The 18,905-nt window shown below is 71.0% G+C and carries 17 protein-coding genes; 5 read left to right on the top strand and 12 right to left on the bottom strand.

Annotated features, from left to right (window positions below; all coding sequences use genetic code 11):
- The 4 genes from QTI45_RS11790 to QTI45_RS11775 are packed head-to-tail and all read left to right on the top strand — an operon-like array spanning window position 1 to window position 4,279.
- Window positions 1-855, top strand: coding sequence for a branched-chain amino acid ABC transporter permease (locus tag QTI45_RS11790; RefSeq protein ID WP_286368685.1), 855 nt, complete (start codon window positions 1-3; stop codon window positions 853-855).
- Entirely contained in the window at window positions 833-2,632 is a 1,800-nt protein-coding gene (locus tag QTI45_RS11785) for a branched-chain amino acid ABC transporter ATP-binding protein/permease (protein ID WP_286654477.1), read from the top strand. The genes QTI45_RS11790 and QTI45_RS11785 overlap by 23 nt, the downstream gene beginning before the upstream one ends.
- Window positions 2,629-3,336 carry an ABC transporter ATP-binding protein gene (locus tag QTI45_RS11780; protein ID WP_286654476.1) on the top strand — a complete coding sequence of 236 codons (708 nt, stop codon included), beginning with the start codon at window positions 2,629-2,631 and terminating at the stop codon, window positions 3,334-3,336. Before QTI45_RS11785 ends, QTI45_RS11780 begins: the two co-directional genes overlap by 4 nt.
- A 46-nt stretch (window positions 3,337-3,382) precedes the next feature.
- Window positions 3,383-4,279, top strand: a complete 897-nt coding sequence (locus QTI45_RS11775; protein WP_286368688.1) for a LysR family transcriptional regulator — start codon at window positions 3,383-3,385, stop codon at window positions 4,277-4,279.
- Here the strand turns inward: QTI45_RS11775 and QTI45_RS11770 are convergent.
- From QTI45_RS11770 to QTI45_RS11725, 10 genes are all read right to left on the bottom strand, one after another.
- On the bottom strand, window positions 4,266-5,387 hold the full coding sequence (locus QTI45_RS11770) for an enolase C-terminal domain-like protein (RefSeq protein ID WP_286654475.1): 1,122 nt from the start codon (window positions 5,385-5,387) through the stop codon (window positions 4,266-4,268). The two genes, QTI45_RS11775 and QTI45_RS11770, sit on opposite strands and share 14 nt — an antisense overlap.
- A gap of 72 nt (window positions 5,388-5,459) precedes the next feature.
- Window positions 5,460-6,179, bottom strand: a complete 720-nt coding sequence (locus QTI45_RS11765) for an ABC transporter ATP-binding protein (RefSeq protein WP_286654474.1) — start codon at window positions 6,177-6,179, stop codon at window positions 5,460-5,462.
- The gene (locus QTI45_RS11760) at window positions 6,176-6,952 is read right to left on the bottom strand and encodes an ABC transporter ATP-binding protein (protein WP_286654473.1); all 777 of its coding nucleotides are present in this window, start codon (window positions 6,950-6,952) and stop codon (window positions 6,176-6,178) included. The genes QTI45_RS11765 and QTI45_RS11760 overlap by 4 nt, the downstream gene beginning before the upstream one ends.
- A 215-nt stretch (window positions 6,953-7,167) precedes the next feature.
- Complete coding sequence (locus QTI45_RS11755; RefSeq protein ID WP_286368692.1) at window positions 7,168-8,100, bottom strand: branched-chain amino acid ABC transporter permease; 933 nt, start codon at window positions 8,098-8,100, stop codon at window positions 7,168-7,170.
- Window positions 8,097-8,969: a branched-chain amino acid ABC transporter permease gene (locus tag QTI45_RS11750; RefSeq protein WP_286654472.1), complete on the bottom strand. Its 873-nt coding sequence runs from the start codon at window positions 8,967-8,969 to the stop codon at window positions 8,097-8,099. Before QTI45_RS11750 ends, QTI45_RS11755 begins: the two co-directional genes overlap by 4 nt.
- Window positions 8,962-10,140, bottom strand: coding sequence for an alpha-hydroxy acid oxidase (locus QTI45_RS11745; protein WP_286368694.1), 1,179 nt, complete (start codon window positions 10,138-10,140; stop codon window positions 8,962-8,964). Before QTI45_RS11745 ends, QTI45_RS11750 begins: the two co-directional genes overlap by 8 nt.
- 31 nt (window positions 10,141-10,171) lie before the next feature.
- Window positions 10,172-11,353, bottom strand: a complete 1,182-nt coding sequence (locus QTI45_RS11740; protein ID WP_286654471.1) for an ABC transporter substrate-binding protein — start codon at window positions 11,351-11,353, stop codon at window positions 10,172-10,174.
- A gap of 41 nt (window positions 11,354-11,394) precedes the next feature.
- On the bottom strand, window positions 11,395-12,960 hold the full coding sequence (locus tag QTI45_RS11735) for an indolepyruvate oxidoreductase subunit beta family protein (RefSeq protein WP_286654470.1): 1,566 nt from the start codon (window positions 12,958-12,960) through the stop codon (window positions 11,395-11,397).
- Entirely contained in the window at window positions 12,957-15,119 is a 2,163-nt protein-coding gene (locus QTI45_RS11730) for a thiamine pyrophosphate-dependent enzyme (protein WP_286654469.1), read from the bottom strand. The genes QTI45_RS11735 and QTI45_RS11730 overlap by 4 nt, the downstream gene beginning before the upstream one ends.
- Window positions 15,120-15,204: 85 nt before the next feature.
- Window positions 15,205-16,140 (bottom strand): DMT family transporter, encoded by a 936-nt coding sequence (locus QTI45_RS11725; protein ID WP_286654468.1) that lies wholly within the window; start codon window positions 16,138-16,140, stop codon window positions 15,205-15,207.
- Between the two features lie 84 nt (window positions 16,141-16,224).
- Between QTI45_RS11725 and QTI45_RS11720 the strand changes: the two genes are divergently transcribed.
- Window positions 16,225-17,166, top strand: coding sequence for a LysR family transcriptional regulator (locus QTI45_RS11720; protein ID WP_286654467.1), 942 nt, complete (start codon window positions 16,225-16,227; stop codon window positions 17,164-17,166).
- Here QTI45_RS11720 and QTI45_RS11715 read toward each other — a convergent pair.
- Together QTI45_RS11715 and QTI45_RS11710 are read right to left on the bottom strand one after the other, a co-directional pair.
- Window positions 17,133-17,906: an alpha/beta fold hydrolase gene (locus QTI45_RS11715; protein ID WP_286654466.1), complete on the bottom strand. Its 774-nt coding sequence runs from the start codon at window positions 17,904-17,906 to the stop codon at window positions 17,133-17,135. The two genes, QTI45_RS11720 and QTI45_RS11715, sit on opposite strands and share 34 nt — an antisense overlap.
- 3 nt (window positions 17,907-17,909) lie before the next feature.
- Entirely contained in the window at window positions 17,910-18,881 is a 972-nt protein-coding gene (locus QTI45_RS11710) for a Bug family tripartite tricarboxylate transporter substrate binding protein (protein WP_286654465.1), read from the bottom strand.
- Window positions 18,882-18,905 lie beyond the last annotated feature (24 nt).

Here is an 18,905-nt window from a genome sequence, read left to right as displayed (position 1 = left end):
ATGGACACCAGCTGGCTGCTGCACGCGCTGAACCTGGCCTACGAGCTGTCGACGCTGGGCCTCACCACGCTCGGCCTGGCGGTGGTCTTCGGCCTGCTCGGCGTCATGAACATGGCGCACGGCGAGTTCGTGATGCTGGGCGCCTACGCGGTCGTCACGGTGCAGGCCTGGGGCTGGCCGATCGCCACCGCGATGCCGCTGGCGATCCTGGTCTGCGGCGCGCTCGGCTGGGTGGTCGAGCGCTGGCTGATCCGGCCGCTCTACGCGCGGCCTTTCGACACGCTGCTGGCCACCTGGGGCCTGGCGATGGTGCTGCGCAAGCTGGTCGAGGCAGTCTATGGCCGCGGCTATCGCAATGTCGAAAGCAGCCTGGCGGCGCCCCTGTCCTTCGCCGGCGTGCAGTACCCGGGCTACAGGCTGGCGCTGATCGCCTTCGCGCTGCTGCTGATGGTCGCGCTGGCCTTCTGGTACCGGCGCAGCGTGATGGGCCTGCGCGTCCGCGCGATGACCGGCAACCCGATGCTGGCCCAGGCGCTCGGCATCGACACCCGCCGGCTGGCCTCGCAGACCTTCGTGATCGGCGTGGTGCTGGCCGGCGCGGCCGGCGTGCTGCTGGCGCCGCTTGTGCGCATCGAGCCCGGCATCGGCGTCGACTACCTGCTCGATGCCTTCTTCGTGCTGGTGGTCGGCGGGCTCGGCACGCTGGGCGGTTTCGCGGGCGGCGTCGGCGTGATCGGCGGCAGCCAGTCGGTGGTCAGCAGCATCGCCGGCCAGACCAGCGGCTACGCGGTGGTGCTGATCCTCTCGATCCTCTTTCTCTGGCTGAAGCCGAATGGACTCCTTGGACGCCGCTGACACGCTTTCCACCTCGGCCGTGCGCGCCCCGGCGCGCCGCTGGCGCCTGCCGGCGGCCGAGCCGCTGCTGCTTGCCGTGGCGCTGGTCGCGCTGCCTTTCGCCAGCAACGACTTCGTGGCCTACCAGATCGCGCTGTTCCTGATCTACGGCATCGCGACCCAGGGCGTGGCCTTGTGCTGGGGCCGACTGGGCTTCCTGCCGCTCGGCCATGCGCTGTTCTTCGGCCTCGGCGCCTACCTGGCGGGCGGCACGCTGAAGGCGGCCCAGCAGCAGCCGGCCTGGTACCTCGCGCTGCCGCTGGCCTTGCTGCTGCCCGCCGCCGTGGCCTATGTGGCGGCGCGGCTGGTGTTCGCGCGCAGCCATCGCAGCGGGCCCTTCTTCTCGCTGATCACGCTGGCGATGACGATGCTCGGCTTTCTCGCGGCGCAGCAGTGGAGCGCGGTCACCGGCGGCTTCAACGGCATGGCCGACATTCCCGAACTGCCGGGCACGGAGCGCTACAGCAGCTTCTACTGGGTGGTCGCGGCCTGCGCGGTGGGCAGCACGGCATTGCTGGGCCTGGTGCTGCGGCGGCCGCTCGGGACGCTGTGGAGCGCGGTGGCCCAGAACGAGGACCGGCTGCAGCTCTTCGGCTACGCCACCGACCGCATCAAGGCCTTCGCCTATGGCCTCTCGGCCCTGCTGGCGGCCGGCGCGGGGGCACTGTTCGCCTGGCACCAGGGCATCGTCACGCCGCTCACGATGGGCTTCGTGCTGTCGACCGAGTTCGTGATCTGGGCCGCGGTCGGGGGCAAGGCCAGCCCTCTTGGTGCGCTGCTCGGCGCGGTGTTCATCGGCTATGCCTCGTCGGAGCTGCGCGAGCACTTCGCCTACTGGGAGGTGGCGGTGGGCCTGATCTTCATCGGCGTGGTGCGCTTCCTGCCCGAGGGCCTGGCCGGCGTGGCGGGCGCGCGGTCGCGCCGCCAGGCCGCGGCCGCGCCGAGCGTGCCGGCGAGCCCGGCGCCGGCGCTGCGCGGGCGGGCCGAGGGCATCGGGCTCGCCTTCGAGCAGGTCCATGCCGCCCAGGGGGGCGTCCGCATCCTCGACGGCCTGAGCTTCGGCCTGCAGGGCTCCGGGCTGCGCTGCGTGATCGGCCCCAACGGTGCCGGCAAGACGTCGGCCTTCAACGTGATGACCGGCCGCCTGCCGCTGCGCCGCGGGCGCATCCTGCTCGACGGCGTCGACATCTCGGGCGCGACCGCCTGGCGCGTTGCACGGCGCGGCGTCGGACGCAAGCTGCAGATTCCCTCGGTGTTTCCGGACCTCAGCGTGAGCCGGAATCTCGACGTCGCGCTCTGGGCCGGGCGGCTCGGACCCGCGGCCTCGCTGGCGCGGGCGCCGCTGGGCTGGCGCAGCGACCTGCGCGACGAGCTGCTCGATCTCTTTCCGGCGCTGCGGGAACAGTTGGCGGAGCGCGCCGGCAGCCTGTCGCAGGGCCATCGCCAGGCGCTGGAGTTCGCCATGACCGTGCTGCCGCAGCCGCGCCTGGTGCTGCTGGACGAGCCCTGCGCCGGACTCTCGCCGGCCGAGACCCACCACATGATCGATGCCATCAAGACCGTCATCGGCCGCCTGGGTGCGGCGGCCCTGGTGATCGAGCACGACATCAGCGCCGTGGCCGCGATCGGCGGCGACGTCTACGTGCTGCACCAGGGCAAGCTGCTGGCGCAAGGCGCGCTGGCCGAGATCCAGGCCGATCCGGCGGTGCGGGCGGTGTATGCGGGGGCGCGGAAATGAGCACGGAAGCGAACGCGGAACGCTTGAGTTTCGACGGCCTGGTCTGCGGCTACGGCGACACGATGGTGCTGCGCGGTCTGAGCGGCGCCGTGGGACCGGGCCGCGTGCTCGGCGTGCTGGGCCGCAACGGCGTCGGCAAGACCACGCTGATGCGCGCGCTGGCGGGCTTCCTGCCGCTGCGACAGGGCAGCGTGACGCTCGGCGGGCGCGACCTCGCGCGGGTGGCGCCGCACCAGCGGCTCGGTCTCGGCCTTGCCTACGCGCCGCAGGAGGACGTGGTCTTCGGCGACCTCAGCGTGCAGGAGAACCTGTGGCTGCATCTCGACGACCGCGACCCGGCGCGCTATGCGGACTGCCTGGCGCTGTTCCCGCGCCTGAACGAGCGGCTGGCGCAGCGCGCCGGCTCGCTGAGCGGCGGCGAGCGCAAGCTGCTGTCCTTCACGCGCACGATCGGGCTGCGCGCGGCGCTCAGCATCCTCGACGAACCGACCGAGGGCGTGCAGCCCGAGAACATCGACCGCATGGCGGCAGTGGTGCGCAGGCGCAAGGCCGAAGGCGCCTCGTTCGTGATCGTCGAGCAGAATCTCGAGTTCCTGCTCGCCGTGGCCGACGACCTGATGGCCATCGACCATGGCGAATGCCTGTTGAAAGGGGAGGCGGCGCAATTCGGACGCGAGGCGCTGGAGTCGCATCTGATGGTGTGAGCTCTCCCGCATCGCCGCGCCGACCGCCGGCGAAGAACGAAGAGACATGACTCACCTGGACCTCAACCTCATCCGCGTCTTCGTTGCGATCTACGAGACCCGCAGCGTCACGCAGGCGGCCGAACGGCTCGACGTCACGCAGCCGACCATCAGCTACGGGCTGGCCAAGCTGCGCGAGGTGTATGCCGACCGCCTCTTCGCGCGCAGCGGCGCCGGGCTGGTTCCGACCGGACTGGCCGAGCAGCTGTTCGAGCGCTTTCGCGATGCGCTGGCCACGGTCGAGAGCACGCTGGAGCAGCAGAACCGGTTCGATCCCGCGCAGTCGACCCGGCGCTTTCGCCTCGCCATGTCCGACATCGGCGTGCTGTATTTCGTGCCGCCGCTGCTGCGCCGCTTCCAGGAATCGGCGCCGCACATCGAGATCGACATCGGCCAGATCTCCGAGGCGGTGGGCGAGGACCTGGCCGCCGGGCGGATCGATCTCGCGATCGGCCACATTCCCATGCTGGCGCCGCAGACGCGCAGCGCGCTGCTGTTCCGCGAGCACTACGTGTGCCTGATGTCGGCCGCCCACCCGACCCTGGGCGACACCATGAGCCTGAAGGAATTCGCCTCGGCGCGGCATGTGATGGTGTCGTCGCCGCGCACCGGCCATTTCCTGGTCGAGGAGGCGCTCGCGCAGCGCGGGGTCAATCGCAACATCGTGGCCCGCGTGCCGCAGTTCACGGTGCTGCCGCAGCTGCTCTCGCAGAGCGACCTGCTGGTGCTGCTGCCGTCGCGCGTGGCCAAGCTCTATGTGGCGCAGGGCGGCCTGAAGGCGATCGGCCTGCCGGTGGAACTGCCCGAATTCCAGGTGCAGGCGCACTGGCATGCGCGCCACGAGTACGGTGCCGCCAACCGCTGGCTGATCGACGAGGTGGTCCAGACCCTCAGCAAGCTCTGACTTCGAAGCGGCGCACCGCGTCCTCGTTCCAGGCGATGCCGGTGCCCGGCTGCGGCGGCGCGATCGCCGTGCCGTTCTCGAAGGCCAGCGGCTCGGCCAGCACCGGCCCGGCGAGGTCCATGCGCTCGAGCAGATGGCAGGTCGGCGTCACGGCCAGCAGGTGCACGCTGACCTCCTGGAAGATGTGGCTGGACATCGGCAGGCCGCGCGCCTGCGCCAGCGCCGCCGCCCGCAGCCAGCCGGTCACACCGCCGATCTTCATCGCATCGGGCATCACGAGGTCGCAGGCGCCGGCCTCGAGCGCCTTGGCCATCTCGCCGGGCCCGCACCAGTTCTCGCCGATCTGAATCGGCAGGCGCACCTGTTCGCGGATGCGCGCGTGGCCCGCGTAGTCTTCCTGCAGCGTGGGCTCCTCGACCCAGGCGATGCCCTCGCCCTCGAACGCGTGGATGCGGCGCACCGCCTCCGGCACGCTCAGGCCCTGGTTGAAGTCGACCAGCAGCTGCGTGTCGTCGCCGATCGCCTGGCGCAGCGCCCGCACCACCCGCAGGTCCTCGGCCAGCGTCGCATAGCCGACCTTGGTCTTGATGGCGCCGAAGCCCTGCGCCACCGCGCGCCTGGCGCGCTCGACGCCGAGTTCGACGCCGTCCATGCTGTGGCTGTCGTAGGCCGGTACAGCGCGCCGCCGGCCCCCCAGCAGCTCCACCAGCGGCAGGCCGCGCGCGACCGCGAGCGCGTCCCAGGCCGCCATGTCGATGCCGGCGCAGGCCATCAGCGCGATGCCGGTGCGGCCGAGCAGCCGCAGGCGCTGGGCCAGCAGGCGGTCGAGGTCGAGGGGGGCGAGCGGCTGGCCCTTCAGGGCTTCGCCGAGCGCCAGCACCATCTGCCGCGTGGCCTCCAGCGCCATCGGCGTGTAGGTGAAGAGGTAGGCGCGGCCGACGCTGCCATCGCTCGCGTGCAGGTCGATCAGCACCAGGGGCGAGGTGGCGACGACGCCGACGCTGGTGCGCACGGGGTACTCGAGCGGCACGTTGACTGCGCGTGCGTGGATGCTGGTGATGACGATGTCGGAGGCGTTGGTGGCGTTGGTGGCGTTGGCGGTGTTCATGGCGTTCTTTCTGATCGGTTGGGGACAGAGCAAAAACTGCTGCGCAGTTTCTTGGTCTGTCCCGCAAGGTCTTCACAAGCCCAAGTAGGCAGCCTTGATCCGCTCGTCCCGCAGCAGCTCGCCGGCCGGGCCGCCGAACGCGATGCGGCCGGTTTCCAGAACATAGCCCACATCGGCCACCGACAGTGCGGCGTGGGCGTTCTGCTCGACCAGCAGGATCGGGATGCCCTCGGCCTTGAGCCGCGCGATGACCGCGAAGATCTCGCGCACCAGCAGCGGCGCCAGGCCCATCGAGGGCTCGTCGAGCAGCAGCAGCTTCGGCTGGCTCATGAGCGCCCGTGCCATTGCGAGCATCTGCTGCTGGCCGCCCGACAGGGTGCCGGCGGCCAGCAGGCGCTTGTCCTTCAGCACCGGGAACAGCGCGTACATGGCCTCCAGCCGCCCCTCGCGACCCTCGGGGCGGGTGTAGCTGCCCATCAGCAGGTTGTCCTGCACCGACATCGGGCCGAAGACCTGGCGGCCTTCGAGCACCTGCGACAGCCCGGCGCGCACGCGCGCATCGGCGCTGTCGCCGGCGATGTCGCGACCGAACAGGCGCACGCCGCCCTGGCTGCCCTTGATCAGGCCCGAGACCGCGCGCAGCAGCGTGGTCTTGCCGGCGCCATTGGCGCCGACCAGCGCCACCAGCTGGCCCGCTCCGACCTCGAGGTCGATGCCGTGCAGGGCCTCGATGCGGCCGTAGCCGGCGACCAGTCCGCGCACTTCGAGCGCATTGCTACCGTTGCTGCTCATGCCAGAGCCTCCTCGGGCACGGTCTCGGTCTCGGTGCCCAGGTAGGCCGCGATCACCTGCGGGTTGGCCCGCACTTCGGCGGCGGTGCCCTCGGCCAGCTTGCGGCCGTAGTCGAGCACCAGGATGTGGTCGGAGATGTTCATCACCAGCTTCATGTCGTGTTCCACCAGCAGCACCGTGACGCCCGAGGCCGCGATGCTGCGGATCAGCTCGGTGATCTCGTGGGTCTCGGTGTCGTTGAGTCCGGCCGCCGGTTCGTCCAGCAGCAGGATGCGCGGCCTGCTCGCCAGCGCCCGTGCGATCTCGAGCCGCTTGAGCAGGCCGAAGGACAGCTGCGTCGCATGCGCATGGGCGTGGTGGCCGACGCCGACGTAGTCGATCAGCCGCAGTGCCTCGTCGCGCAGTGCGGCGTCGGCCCGGCGGGTGGCGCCGGTCATGCCGCCGAGCAGCGAGCTGCGCGTGTGCAGGTGGGCGCCGAGCATGACGTTCTCGCAGGCCGTCATGTTCATGCACACCTGCAGGTTCTGGAAGGTGCGGCTCATGCCGCGGCGCGCCAGCTGGTCGGGCGAATGGCCGGCGACGTTCTCGCCGTCGAGCAGGATCTCGCCGCGCGTGGGCTCGTAGACGCCGCTGATGAGGTTAAACAGCGTGGTCTTGCCGGCGCCGTTGGGGCCGATCACCGAATGCACCGAGCCGCCGCGCACCGCGAAGCTCACGTCCTGCATCGCGTGCACGCCGCCGAAGGACTTGGAGAGGTTCTTGATTTCGAGCATGTCAGTGAGGCTCCGGGATGGGTGTTGACGCGGCGTTCGGCACGGGTAACGGGCGGTGGTGCGAGCCGATCAACAACCGCCGTGACGGATCACGCCGATGGCGTGCTCTGCGCAGCGAAGTAAAGGAGGAGGCCGAAGGCCGGGGGACATGAGCGGAGCAGAGTACGCCGTCGGCGTGAGCCCGCCCCGGCGCGGTCCAGATGCGAATGTTCATCCTAGGCTTTCTTTCGGAACTTGAGCGCCACAGAAGGCACCAGCCCCTTCGGCAGGAAGATCATCGTCAACATCAGCACAAGGCCGAAGAACACCATCTCGTAGCCGTGCAGCCCGCCCAGCAGTTGCGGCAGCGCGGTCATCAGCGCCGCGCCCAGCAGCGCGCCGAAGGTCGAGGCCATGCCCCCCAGCACCACCATCGTCGCCAGTTCCACAGAATGCGTGAAGGCCGCGATCGACGGGCTGATGAAGCCCAGGTAGTGCGCCGTGAGGCTGCCCGAGACCGCAGCGAAGACCGCCGAGGCGACGAAGGCGCGCACCTTGAAGCGCGCCACGTCGACGCCCATCACGCGGGCCGCGACCTCGGAGCCGTTGAGCCCGCGCAGCGCGCGGCCCGCGGGCGACTCGTAGAGGTTCAGCGACAGCAGCACCGAAAGCCACAGCAGCACCGCCGCCAGCGCGTACCAGTGCCGCACCTTGGCGAAGGCGAAGCCGGCCACCTCGAGCGGCGGCACCGGCATGCCGTCGGGCCCGCCGGTCCAGGCCACCTCGTTGATCAGCACGATGTTCACGATCACGCCCAGGCCCAGCGTGGCCATGGTGAGCGAGTGGCCCTTGAGCCGAAGGATCGGCTTGGCGATCACCCAGGCCACCCCCGCGGCGCCGACCGCGGCACCGCCGATGGCGGCCAGCGGCGGCCAGCCGAAACGCGCGGTGACGATGCCGCTGCAGTAGGCGCCGATGGCGACGAAGGCTGCGTGGCCGATGCTGATCTGGCCCGCGAAGCCCATCAGCAGGTTGAGCCCGATGGCCGCGATCGCGGCCAGCGCGATGCGCACCGCGACGTCGACCACGTAGTTGTTCGGCAGCGCGAAGGGCAGCAGCGCGAGCGCCAGTGCCAGCACCAGCAGGGAGGGGCGAAGCAGGGCCTTCATACGCGGTCCGAAGCCTTGGCGCCGAACAGGCCGTGCGGCATGACCAGCAGGATCACGATGATCATCACGAAGGGCACCGCGTCCTTGTATGCCGAGGAGATGTAGCCGGCCACCAGCGCTTCGAGCAGGCCGACGATGAGTCCGCCGACCACCGCGCCCAGCCCGCTGCCGAGGCCGCCCAGCGTGGCCGCGACGAAGCCCTTCATGCCCAGCATCAGGCCGATGTCGTAGACCGTGGTCGTGACCGGCGCCGCCACCACGCCGGCCACCGCGCCGAGCAGCGCCGACAGGCCGAACGACAGCTGCAGCACGCGCGCCGTCGGGATGCCGACCGCGCGTGCCGCCAGCGCATTGGCCGCCACCGCGAGCATCGCCTTGCCGACCATCGTGAAGCGGAAAAAGCCGAAGCACAGCGCCACCAGCACGGCGGCCGTGCCGAGCACCCAGAGACTCTGCGGCAGCACGTAGGCGCCCATGATCTGCAGCGCGCGGTCGCCGCTGAAGGGCGGCAGGGTGTGCTGGTTCTTGCCGAGCACGATCTGCACCACGCCCTGGATGAAGATCGAGGCGCCGATCGTGATGATGATCAGCGACACCACGCTGGCCTCGCCGGCCGGCTGGATCGCCAGCCGGTAGAGCAGCAGGCCGACGATCACGGTCGCGACCACGCCGCCGGCCATCGCCAGGCCGTAGGGCATCTGCGTGGCCAGCAGGGCGGCCGTGACCATGCCGCCCAGCATCAGGAAGTCGCCCTGGGCGAAGTTGATGACGCCGCTGGCGTTGTAGATCAGCGAGAAGCCCAGGGCGGCCAGCGCGTAGATCGCGCCGGTGGTCAGCCCCGAGAAGACGAATTGCATGAAGTCAGACAAGGCTGCCTCCTGGTGAGGTGGAATGCGGCTGCAGGTGCGCCGCGCAGACGTCGGCGCTGGTGTCGGCGCCGATCAGGATCATGGTGCGCGCGACCTCGTCGCGCAGGGTCGCGAGCACGCTGCGGCAGCCGGCCTCGGCGCCGCTGGCCATGCCCCAGACCGCGGCCCGTCCGACGAAGGCCGCGGTGGCGCCGCAGGCCAGCGCCTTCACGACATCGCTGCCGCGCCGGAAGCCGCTGTCGACGAAGACCGGCAGGCGGCCGGCCACGGCATCGATGATTCGCGGCAGCACCGAGATGGTCGAGGGCGCCGCGTCGAGCTGGCGGCCGCCATGGTTCGACACCACGATGCCGTCGATGCCGCTGCGCGCGGCGCGCTCGGCGTCGCCCGGATGCAGCACGCCCTTGAGAAGCAGCGGACCGTCCCACAGGCGACGCAGCCAGTCGAGCTGTTCCCAGACCAGGCTGCGGTCCATCGAGCGTGCCAGCAGGGCGGCCTGCAGCTGCGCCGAGTCGCCGCCGCCTTCGGCTTCGCTCAGGTTGACGAACGAGGGCGAGCGGCCCTGCATCGCCATCGACAGCGACCAGGCCGGATGGGTCGCGAGGTCGAGCAGCGTCGAGGGCGTGAAGCGGAACGGCAGCTTGAAGCCGTTGCGCACGTCGCGCTCGCGCAGGCCGCTGACCGCCACGTCGACCGTCAGCACCAGCGCGCCGAAACCGGCGCGGCGGGCGCGACGCACCAGCTGCTCGGCGATCGCGCGGTCGGACATCACGTAGAGCTGCAGCCACTGCTGGGCCTGCGGGTTGCGCTCCAGTCCGGCAGCGCGCACCGCCTCGAGCCGGTCGTTGGAGGCGGTCGACAGCACGAAGGGCACGCCTTCGGCCGCGGCCGCGCGTGCCAGCAGCAGGTCGCCGTGCGGCCGCACCAGGCCCGAGAAGCCGATCGGCGCGATGCCCGCGGGCATCGCCCAGCGCTGGCCGAAGACAGTGATCGCGGTGTCCGCCTTGCGGGTGTCGCGCAGCACCTGCGGCAGCAGGTGGCGCGCTGCGAGATCCTCGCAGTTGCGGCGCAGGCAGCGCTCGTCCTCCGCGCCGCCGTCGACGTAGTCGAAGACGAAGCGCGGCAGACGCCGGCCCGCATGGCGCCGGTGGTCGTTGGCGTTGAGCTTCATGCCTTGCTCCGCAGCCGGGCCGGCCGCCGGCTCAACGCACTTCCTTGAATGCGCCTCCCTGGACTTCGACCATCCGGAAGGCCGACACGTCCAGGCCCATGTGGTCGGTCGGCGACATCGTGTAGATGCCGCTGACGCCGACGAAGCCCTTGGTGGCCTCGATGGCGTCGCGCAGCTTCTGCTTGTCGGTGCCGCCGGCGCGCTTGACCGCATCGACCACCATGAAGAGCGCGTCGTGCGCATAGCCGCCGAAGGTGGAGACGTCCAGCTTGGCCTGCGTCTCGAACTCCTTGGCGTAGTCGACGCTGACCTTCTTCTGCGGATCGGCAGCCGGCAGCGCCGAGGCGATCAGCAGTGCGGGCGAAGGCATGCGGATGCCTTCGGACGACTTGCCCGCGATCCGGATGAACTCGGTCGAGGCCTGGCCGTGCGTGGTGTAGAGCGGCTGTTTCATCGCCAGCTGCTGGTAGTTGCGCGCGACGATGGCCGGCGCCTGGCCGGTGCCGAAGACCAGGATCGCCTGCGCCGGCGAGGACTTGATCTTGGTCAGCTGCGGCGTGATGTCGGTGTCCTTCTCGCCGTAGGTCTGGTCCTCGACCATCTTCATCCCCATGCTCTCGGCCAGCTTGAGCGTCTCGGTTCGGCCCGACTTGCCGAAGCCGCCGGTGTCCGACAGCAGCGCGACCTGCGAGAAGCCGCGCGCCTTCATCTCGGCGAGCACCTTCTGCGCCGCCATGCGGTCGGAGTGCGGCATCTTGAACACGTAGGGCTTGACCGGCTCGACGATCACCGAGGCGGCGGCCAGCGACACCAGCGGCACCTTGGCGGCCTCGGCCTGCGGCGCCATCGCCATCGTCGAGCCGGTGGTCGATGCGCCGAGGATCACGTCGACCTCGTCCTGCATGATCAGGCGGCGCGTGAAGGCGTTGGCCTTGTTGGCATCGCTGGCGTCGTCATACAGCACCAGCTCGATCTTGCGGCCGAGCACGCCGCCGGCGGCATTGATCTGCTTGACGTACATCTCGAGCGTCTTCTGCTGCGGGTCGCCCAGGAAGGAGGCCGGCCCGGTGGCCGAGACCACGGCGCCGATCTTGATCGGATCGGCCGCCAGTGCGGTGCTCGCCAGGGGCAGCAGCGCGGCGCCGGCCAGCCAGGCGGTGGCGGCGCGGCGGCCGATGCGAAAGCGGGAAGTGGGTTGCGGGTCGAGTTTCATCTTGTCTCCTGTGGTTTTCTTGGGCCGGGTGAAGGAACTTGCTAGCCCGCGGGCTTGCGGCGGACGATGCGGATCGGGTGCGACCTCGGCTCCGGCGGCGCGAGGCCCAGCGTGCGTGCGAGAGTGCGGCCCTCGGGGTCGTCCAGGGCCGCCGCGCGGGCCGAGCGCACACGCGCCGCCGCTTCGTCGAGCAATGGAGCGCCCGGCTTCAGGGCCAGCGCGGGCTGGACGTCGTCGAGCACCGAGGCCAGGTTGCGGTGCCCGCGTTCGCTGGTCTCGCCATAGCCCTTCACGAGGTTGCCGCACAAGGCCAGCTCGTAGCCCAGGCGCGGGCTGATCGCGAGTGCACGGCGCACCGCGTCGAGCCAGCGCTCGATCATGGCCTGCTCGGCGGCGTAGCGCGAGGTGCGCCGGCGCAGCGGCCGCAGCGCGCGCAGCCCGCACAGCATCGCGAAGCCGAGCACGGTGTCGGTGCGCATGTGCAGGCCGACATTGAGCTTGTGCGCCTTGTGGCCCAGGCGGCGGCGCAGCCAGTGCGCGGCCGGCGTCGGCAGCACCGAGCAGATCTCGTCGAGGCCGGGCTTGAGGTATTCGGTCAGCCGCAGCGGCTCGCCCGCCGTGGCGCCGACTTCCTGGCGCACCCGCTGCAGGCGGTCGCTGCGGGTCTTGAGATCGGCGACGCGGATCACGTCCTCGTAGCTCATCCAGAGCGCGAGGTAGCGCGCGGTCTCGCGCGTCACCGGGAAGTCGCCCCCGGTGGCGCGCTCGATGTCGCGCAGCGCCTCGACGCGCGAAAGGTAGAGGTCGGCGTAGCGGGCGTCCTGGTAGTCGGCCACCTGCCGCAGTCCGCTGCCGACGATCGCGCGCAGCGGCTCGGGCAGCGCCCGCACGCGGGCATCGGCCGAGGCCCTGGCTTCGGCGTCCTGCGCAGGGGCTGTGGTCGCAGCTCGGCCCGCCACATGCTCGAAGCCGGCCGCGAAGCCCTTCAGGCTGGCCTCGACCGCCTTGCCCGATGCGCGGATCGCCTGCTCGCAGGCTTCGCGCGAGAAGGGCAGCGCGCCGCTCGCGGCCATGGCGCCGAACATCACGGTGTTGATCACCGTGCCGTGCTTCCAGGCCAGCGAGCGCATGTCGAACAGGAAGGCACGCCGGGCGAGTTGCTGCGCCGCCTCGACCACCCGCTGGCCTTCGTAGCGGCCGTCGCCCATCGCGGTCTTCTCGGACACCGCGTACTCGCGGTGCAGCGAGGCCACTAGCGTGGTGCGGCGCGGATGCACGAAGCCGCCTTGCAGCACGCGCCCCGCTTCCACCAGTTCGGAGGCGGCGACGATGTCGACGTCGCCCGGGTTCGGCGTCAGCGAGAACACCGGCTGCGCGCCGGCCAGCTGCGTGCGCGCCACCGGATAGATCTCGATGTAGTAGTTGGTCGCGCCGGTGCGCTGCGCCACACCCGGCACCGAGGTGCTCTGCACCGGGAAGTCCTGCGCGGCCGCGGCCGAGATCAGCCAGTCGGCCAGCACACCGCCGCCTTCGCCGCCCATCGCGGCCACCAGCACGGTGACGATGCGCGGGCCCTGGCCGGCGCTGGAGAAAGTCGAATCGCTCATGCCGCCACCGCCTCGAAGTCGTTGCGCGCCTTGCCGGCCATCATCCCGATCACGCCGTTGCGCAGCCGGTGCAGCAGCCGCTCCCAGGTGCCGGCGTTCTGCACGATCTCGGCCTTGTAGAACGAGGGGCAGAGGATCGCGGCATGGGCGTTCTCGCCGCACAGGCCGCAACCCACGCAGCCCTGGTTGACCGTCGCCACCGGGTCGGTGCGCAGCGGGCTCGGGTTCGGCTTGACTGTCAGCGACGGGCAGCCCGACAAGCGGATGCAGGAGTGGTCGCCGGTGCAGACATCGTCGTCGATGCCGAAGCGGGTGCGCACCACGCGCTCGCCGCGCTTGAGCTTCGCGGCATTGAGCGGCTTGATGCGGCGCTGGCGCTCGAGCTGGCATTCGCCGTCGGCGATGATGACCTTGAGCCCGCCCTCGGCGGTCGTCATGGCCTCGTTGATCGTCTCGCGCATGCGGCCGACGTTGTAGCTCGGCACCTTGCGCACCCAGCCCACGCCGACGCCCTTGAGCGCGGCCTCGATGTCCAGCGTCAGCGGCTTGGCCGCCGGCTGGGTCGGCGACGACGGGATCGCCTGCGTGCCGGTGGCCGAGGTGTAGCCGTTCTTGAGGATCACCAGCACCGAGTCCTGCGCGTTGTAGACCGCGTTCACGATGCCGCTGGTGAAGCCGTTGTGCCAGAAGCCGCCGTCGCCCATGATGCTGACGACGCGGTTGCCCATCAGCGGCCCGACCCCCGACGAGCTCGCGAGCCCGAGGCCGTAGCCCAGCACCGTGCTGCCCACGTTGAAGGGCGGCAAGGTGCCGAAGGTGTGGCAGCCGATGTCGGCGCTGACGTGGATCGCGCCCAGGTCCTTCTGGATCAGCTTGATGGCCGCGAACACCGGCCGCTCGGGGCAGCCGATGCAGAAGCCCGGCGGCCGGTTCGGGACCGGCATGCCGAGGGCTTCGATCGCCTGCGGCTTGAGTGCCGCGAGCGGCGCCGCGGCCGCCCCGACCTGGGCCACGCCCTCGGCCGCGAGCGCCTCGGGCGCCGCGCGACGCACGAACTCGGCCAGCGCGCGCACCAGCACTTCACCGGTGTACTCGCCGGCCATCGGGAAGATGTCCTTGCCGTGCAGCGTGGTGTCGCTGCCGGCGCGCCGCAGGATCGCGTGCAGCGCATCCTCGATGTAGTTGGGCTGGCCTTCTTCGATCAGCAGCACCGCGCGCTTGCCGGCGCAGAAATCCACCAGCTCGTCGGGCACCAGCGGGTACACCACGTTGAGCACCTGCAGCGGGATGCGGCTGTTGCCGAAGGCATCGGCCAGCCCCAGCTGTTGCAGCGCCCGCAAGGTGCCGTTGTAGAGGCCGCCGGGCAGCACCAGGCCGATGTCGCTGCAGTCGCCGCCGAAGCGTTCGTTGAGGCCCTCGCGGCGGATGAAGTCCAGCGCCGCCGGCCAGCGCGATTCGATCTTCATGCGCTCCTGGGCGTAGATCGAGGGCGGCAGGTTGATGGTGCCGAAGTCGAACACCGGCCGCTCGATGAGGTCGCGGGTCGACACCGCAGGCGCGCGGTTGTCCTTGCACACGAAGCTGCCGTGCACGTGGCAGGCGCGGATGCGCAGCTGCAGCATCACGGGCGTCTGGCTGGCCTCCGACAGCTCGAAGCTGCGCTCCACCGCGTCGACGATCGAGGTCAGGTTGGGCCGCGGGTCCATCAGCCACATCTGGGACTTCATCGCGAAGGCGTGGGTGCGCTCCTGGATGATGCTGGAGCCTTCGCCGTAGTCTTCGCCGAGGATCACCAGCGCGCCGCCCTTGACGCCGGCCGAGGCCAGGTTCGACAGCGCGTCGGAGGCGACGTTGGTGCCGACGGTGGACTTCCAGGTCACGGCCCCGCGCACCGGGTAGTTGATCGAGGCGCCGAGCATCGCGGCCGCGCCGGCCTCGGAGGCGCTGTTCTCGAAGTAGATGCCGAGCTCGTCGAGCAGGCCGCGGGCATCGCCCAGCACGTCGATCAGGTGCGAGACCGGGGCGCCCTGGTAGCCGCCGATGTAGCTGACGCCCGACTGCAGCAGCGCCTTGGTGACGGCGAGGATGCCCTCACCGTGGAATACCTCGTCGGCGCCCAGCGAAAGGCGTTTGACTTCTTCGGCGAATGATCGCTCCATCTCTTCGTGTCTCCGTGGCTGGCTTGTTGGCTGGCGGACGAAGAATAGGAGCGGAGTCTTAGTTATCCAATCGATGCAGCCTGCGTTACATATAGACGGATTCGATGGAACCAGACTTGCTGCGGACCGCCCGGGGAATCCGGCGCACGACCGTTGCCAGCAGCGAGGCGGCGACGATCAGCCCGCCGCCGGCCCAGGAAGCCGCGGAGATCCGCTCGCCCAGCCACAGGCAGGCGAACAGGGCGCCGAAAGCCGGCTCGCTGCCCATCAGCAGCGCGACCCGCGTCGGGCTGCTGCGCCGGACCGCATGGTTCTGGGCGAAGAAGGCGAACAGGGTGCAGGCCAGCACCAGGTACAGCACAGAGGCCCAGAACGCATCGTGGCCCGCCAGCGATGGCAGCGGCGGCCAGTCCGGCGGCGCGGCCGTCCAGGCCAGGGCCGCGCATCCCGCGGCGACCACGCCCGACTGCGCGGCGGTCAGGGCCAGCGGCGACAGGCCCGGCCGCTGCATGAGGCGCCGGGTCGCGCAGACGTTGACCGCACGCAGCAGCGCGGCGAGCAGGATCAGGCCATCGCCGGCATTGAAGGCCATCTCGCCTCCGCCGGCCAGCAGCCACGCGCCGGCCAGCGAGAGCAGCACGGCGGCGCCCTCGACGCCGGTGGGCCGGCGCCCCAGCCAGAGCCATTCGACCCAGGGCGTGAGCATCACGCAGAGGCTGATGAGGAAGGCCGCATTCGCGGCGCTGGTCAAGAGCACGCCGAAGGTCTCGCACACGAAGATGCCCAGCAGCAGCAAGCCGGTGCCGAACACCCCGCCCAGCGTGCGCGCGCCGGCGCCGCGCAGCGAGCGCAAGGCCGGCGCGAGCAGCACGAAGGTGAGGCCGAAGCGCAGCGTCAGCAGGCCCAGCACCGGATAGAAGGCCAGGGCGCTCTTGACCACGCCGTAGCTGCTGCCCCAGACCGCCGCCACGGCGAGCAGCATCAGGTCGGACAGCAGGAGCAGGCGGGCGGGGCGGGACATGGCAGCGATCTTCGGGCTTTGCGTTCACATCGATAATGCGGTCAACTTGCAAAGCATTCATGTCGCAAACGCACTAATAAGGCCATGAATCCCATCGACCTCTTCGCGTTGCTGCCGGACATGGCCGTGTTCGCCCGGGTGGTCGACACCGGCAATTTCTCGCTCGCCGCGCGCCAGCTCGGCAGCACGCCGTCGACGGTCAGCCGCCAGATCAAGCGCCTCGAGGAGGCCCTGGGCACCCGGCTGCTCGAACGCTCGACGCGCAAGGTCCGCGTGACCGACTCGGGCGCGCAGCTGCTGCGCCACTGCCGCGACGCGGTCGCCGCGGCGTCGGGTGCGGTGGATGCGGCGGGCCGCTCGATCGGCAAGCCGCAGGGCAAGGTCAGGCTCAGCGCGCCGACGGACTTCGCCATGGCCGAGATCCATCCGCTGGTGCCGGGCTTCCTGCGGGCCTATCCGGAGGTCGACCTGCAGCTGCTTTTCACCGACGACGAGGTCGACCCGCTCGCGCAGGACCTCGACCTCGTGATCCGGCTGACCGACGCGCCGCCGCCGGGGCTGGCGGGGCGGCGTATCGGCGCGGCGCGCTGGGTGCTGGCGGCGTCGCCCGCCTACCTGCAGCAGCGCGGCGTGCCCGAGAGCCCGGCCGACCTGGCGCAGCACGACTGCCTCTACCTCGGCGAGACCGTCGACGACAACCGCTGGCGCTTCCACGACGGCGCCCGGACCCAGACCGTCGCGGTGCGCGGCCGCTACATCGCCAATCACGCGGGCGCGCGCCTGGAGGCTGCGCTGCAAGGCCTGGGCATCGCCACGCTGCCCGACTTCGCGGCCGTCGATGCGCTGCGCAACGGGGCGCTGGTGCAGGTGCTCGCCGGCTGGGAGCTGGAGGCCCGGGCCTACCGGGGCGGCGTCTGGCTGCTGTATCCGCCGAACCGCTTCCTGCCGCCCAAGGTGCGGGCCTTGATCGACTACCTGGTCGAGAACGGCCGTCAGGGTCCGGAGAAGAAGTCGGCCACCACCTGATTGAAGAGGCCGGCGCGCTCGAGGTGCGCGGCATGGGCGCAGTCCGGCAGCACGCAGAGGGAGGATCCCGGCAGGGCGCGGGCCAGCCGCAGCGTGGTCTCGGGCGGCGCGGTTCGATCGCGCTCGCCGGCGATCACCAGGGTCGGCGAGCGCACCGTGTCGAGCCGCCCGCTGTAGTCCACATCCCGGCAGGCCGCCATGGCCGCCTGGGCCGCGCGCCCGGACATCCGGCTGCCCGTGGCGGCGCTCGGCGCGAAGGCCGGATGCCCGGCGCCGTCGACGAACCAGGTGGCGACGACGTGCCTGGCCGTCGCCTCGACGCCATCGTGCTCGATCCGTGCCAGGGTGTCTGCGGCCGATTCGAAGCGGCCACCGCCATGCATCGCGAGGCAGGCGCCGTAGAGCACGGCCTTGCCGATGCGCTGCGGATGCCGGAGCAGCAGTTCGAGCACGACGAAGCCGCTCATCGAATGGCCGAGCACGTGGAAGCGATCGAGCGCCATGGCGTCGGCGAGCGCGATCACCCGGGCGGCCATCGCCTCGATCGTCGCGCAGGGCGCGAGCGCGTGGCTGTCGCCGTAGCCCGGCCAGTCCGGGACGATGACTTCATGGCGGCGCGACAGGTGCGCGGCGGTCGGCTGCCAGCTGTCGGCACCGCCGCAGAAGCCGTGCAGCAGCATCACCGGCGTGCCGCGGCCGAAGCGAAGGGTCGACGGCGCCAGGGCCAGCGGATCGTCCATCGCTCAGCTGATGCGGATGTCGAGGCGGCGGATCAGGTCGCCCGCCAGCTCGTATTCGGACTTGATCATGGCCGACAGCGCGTCGGCGCCGCCGGTGATGCGGTCGTTGCCCATCTCGGCGAGCTGGGCCAGCACCTCGCGCGGCGCCAGGGCGCGCTCCATGGCGTCCGCGATCTGGCGGCAGACCGGGGCGGGCGTGCCGCGGGGCGCGACCAGCGCGCACCAGGCGCCCATCGTCACGCCCGGCACGATCTCGGCGACCGCCGGCACCTGCGGCAGCGCGGCCAGGCGCTGCGTGCCGCAGACCGCGAGCGGCCTCAGCTTGCCGGCCTTGATCAGGCCCGCGACCGGCGTGTAGGCCACGATGCCGATCGACACCGTGCCGGCCGCGGCGTCGGTCGCCGCCTGCGTGCCGCCCTTGTAGGGCACGTGCATCCACGGCGCCTTGCCACGCTCGCGCAGCATCTCGCCGACCAGGTGCATCGGCGTGCCGACGCCGGGCGTGCCGTAGGTGACGCTGCCCGGCTGGCGCGCCGCCGCGTCCAGCACGCCTGCCAGGGTCGATGCCGGCGACGCCGGGCCGGCGACGATGACCATGCCGATGGTCGTGGCCGGCGCGATCGGCGCGAAGGCGGCCGCGGGATCGATGCGTTCCGCGGGGAACAGGTGCGGGTTGGCGCAGAGCATCGAGTTGGTGGCCATCAGCACCGTGTAGCCGTCGGGCGGCGACTTGGCGACCACGCCCGAGGCGATGTTGCCGGCCGCGCCGACCACGCTGTCGGCCAGCACGGGCTGGCCGAGGATGCGCTGCATCTCGGGCGACGCCAGCCGCGTCACCACGTCCGACGAGGTGCCGGCGCCGAAGCCGCCGACGATGCGGATCGGCCGGCGAGGGAAGTCCTGCGCCCGGGCCAGGGCCGGCGAGGCGCCGGCGGCCGCGGCGGCGATGCCGGCGATGAGTTGTCTTCTGTCCATGCTGACTCCTTGGGATGGGTGGGG

Origin of the sequence: Variovorax saccharolyticus (assembly GCF_030316765.1) — a bacterium.
Taxonomy (GTDB): domain Bacteria; phylum Pseudomonadota; class Gammaproteobacteria; order Burkholderiales; family Burkholderiaceae_C; genus Variovorax; species Variovorax saccharolyticus.
This window is presented reverse-complemented; position numbering and strand designations above follow the sequence as displayed.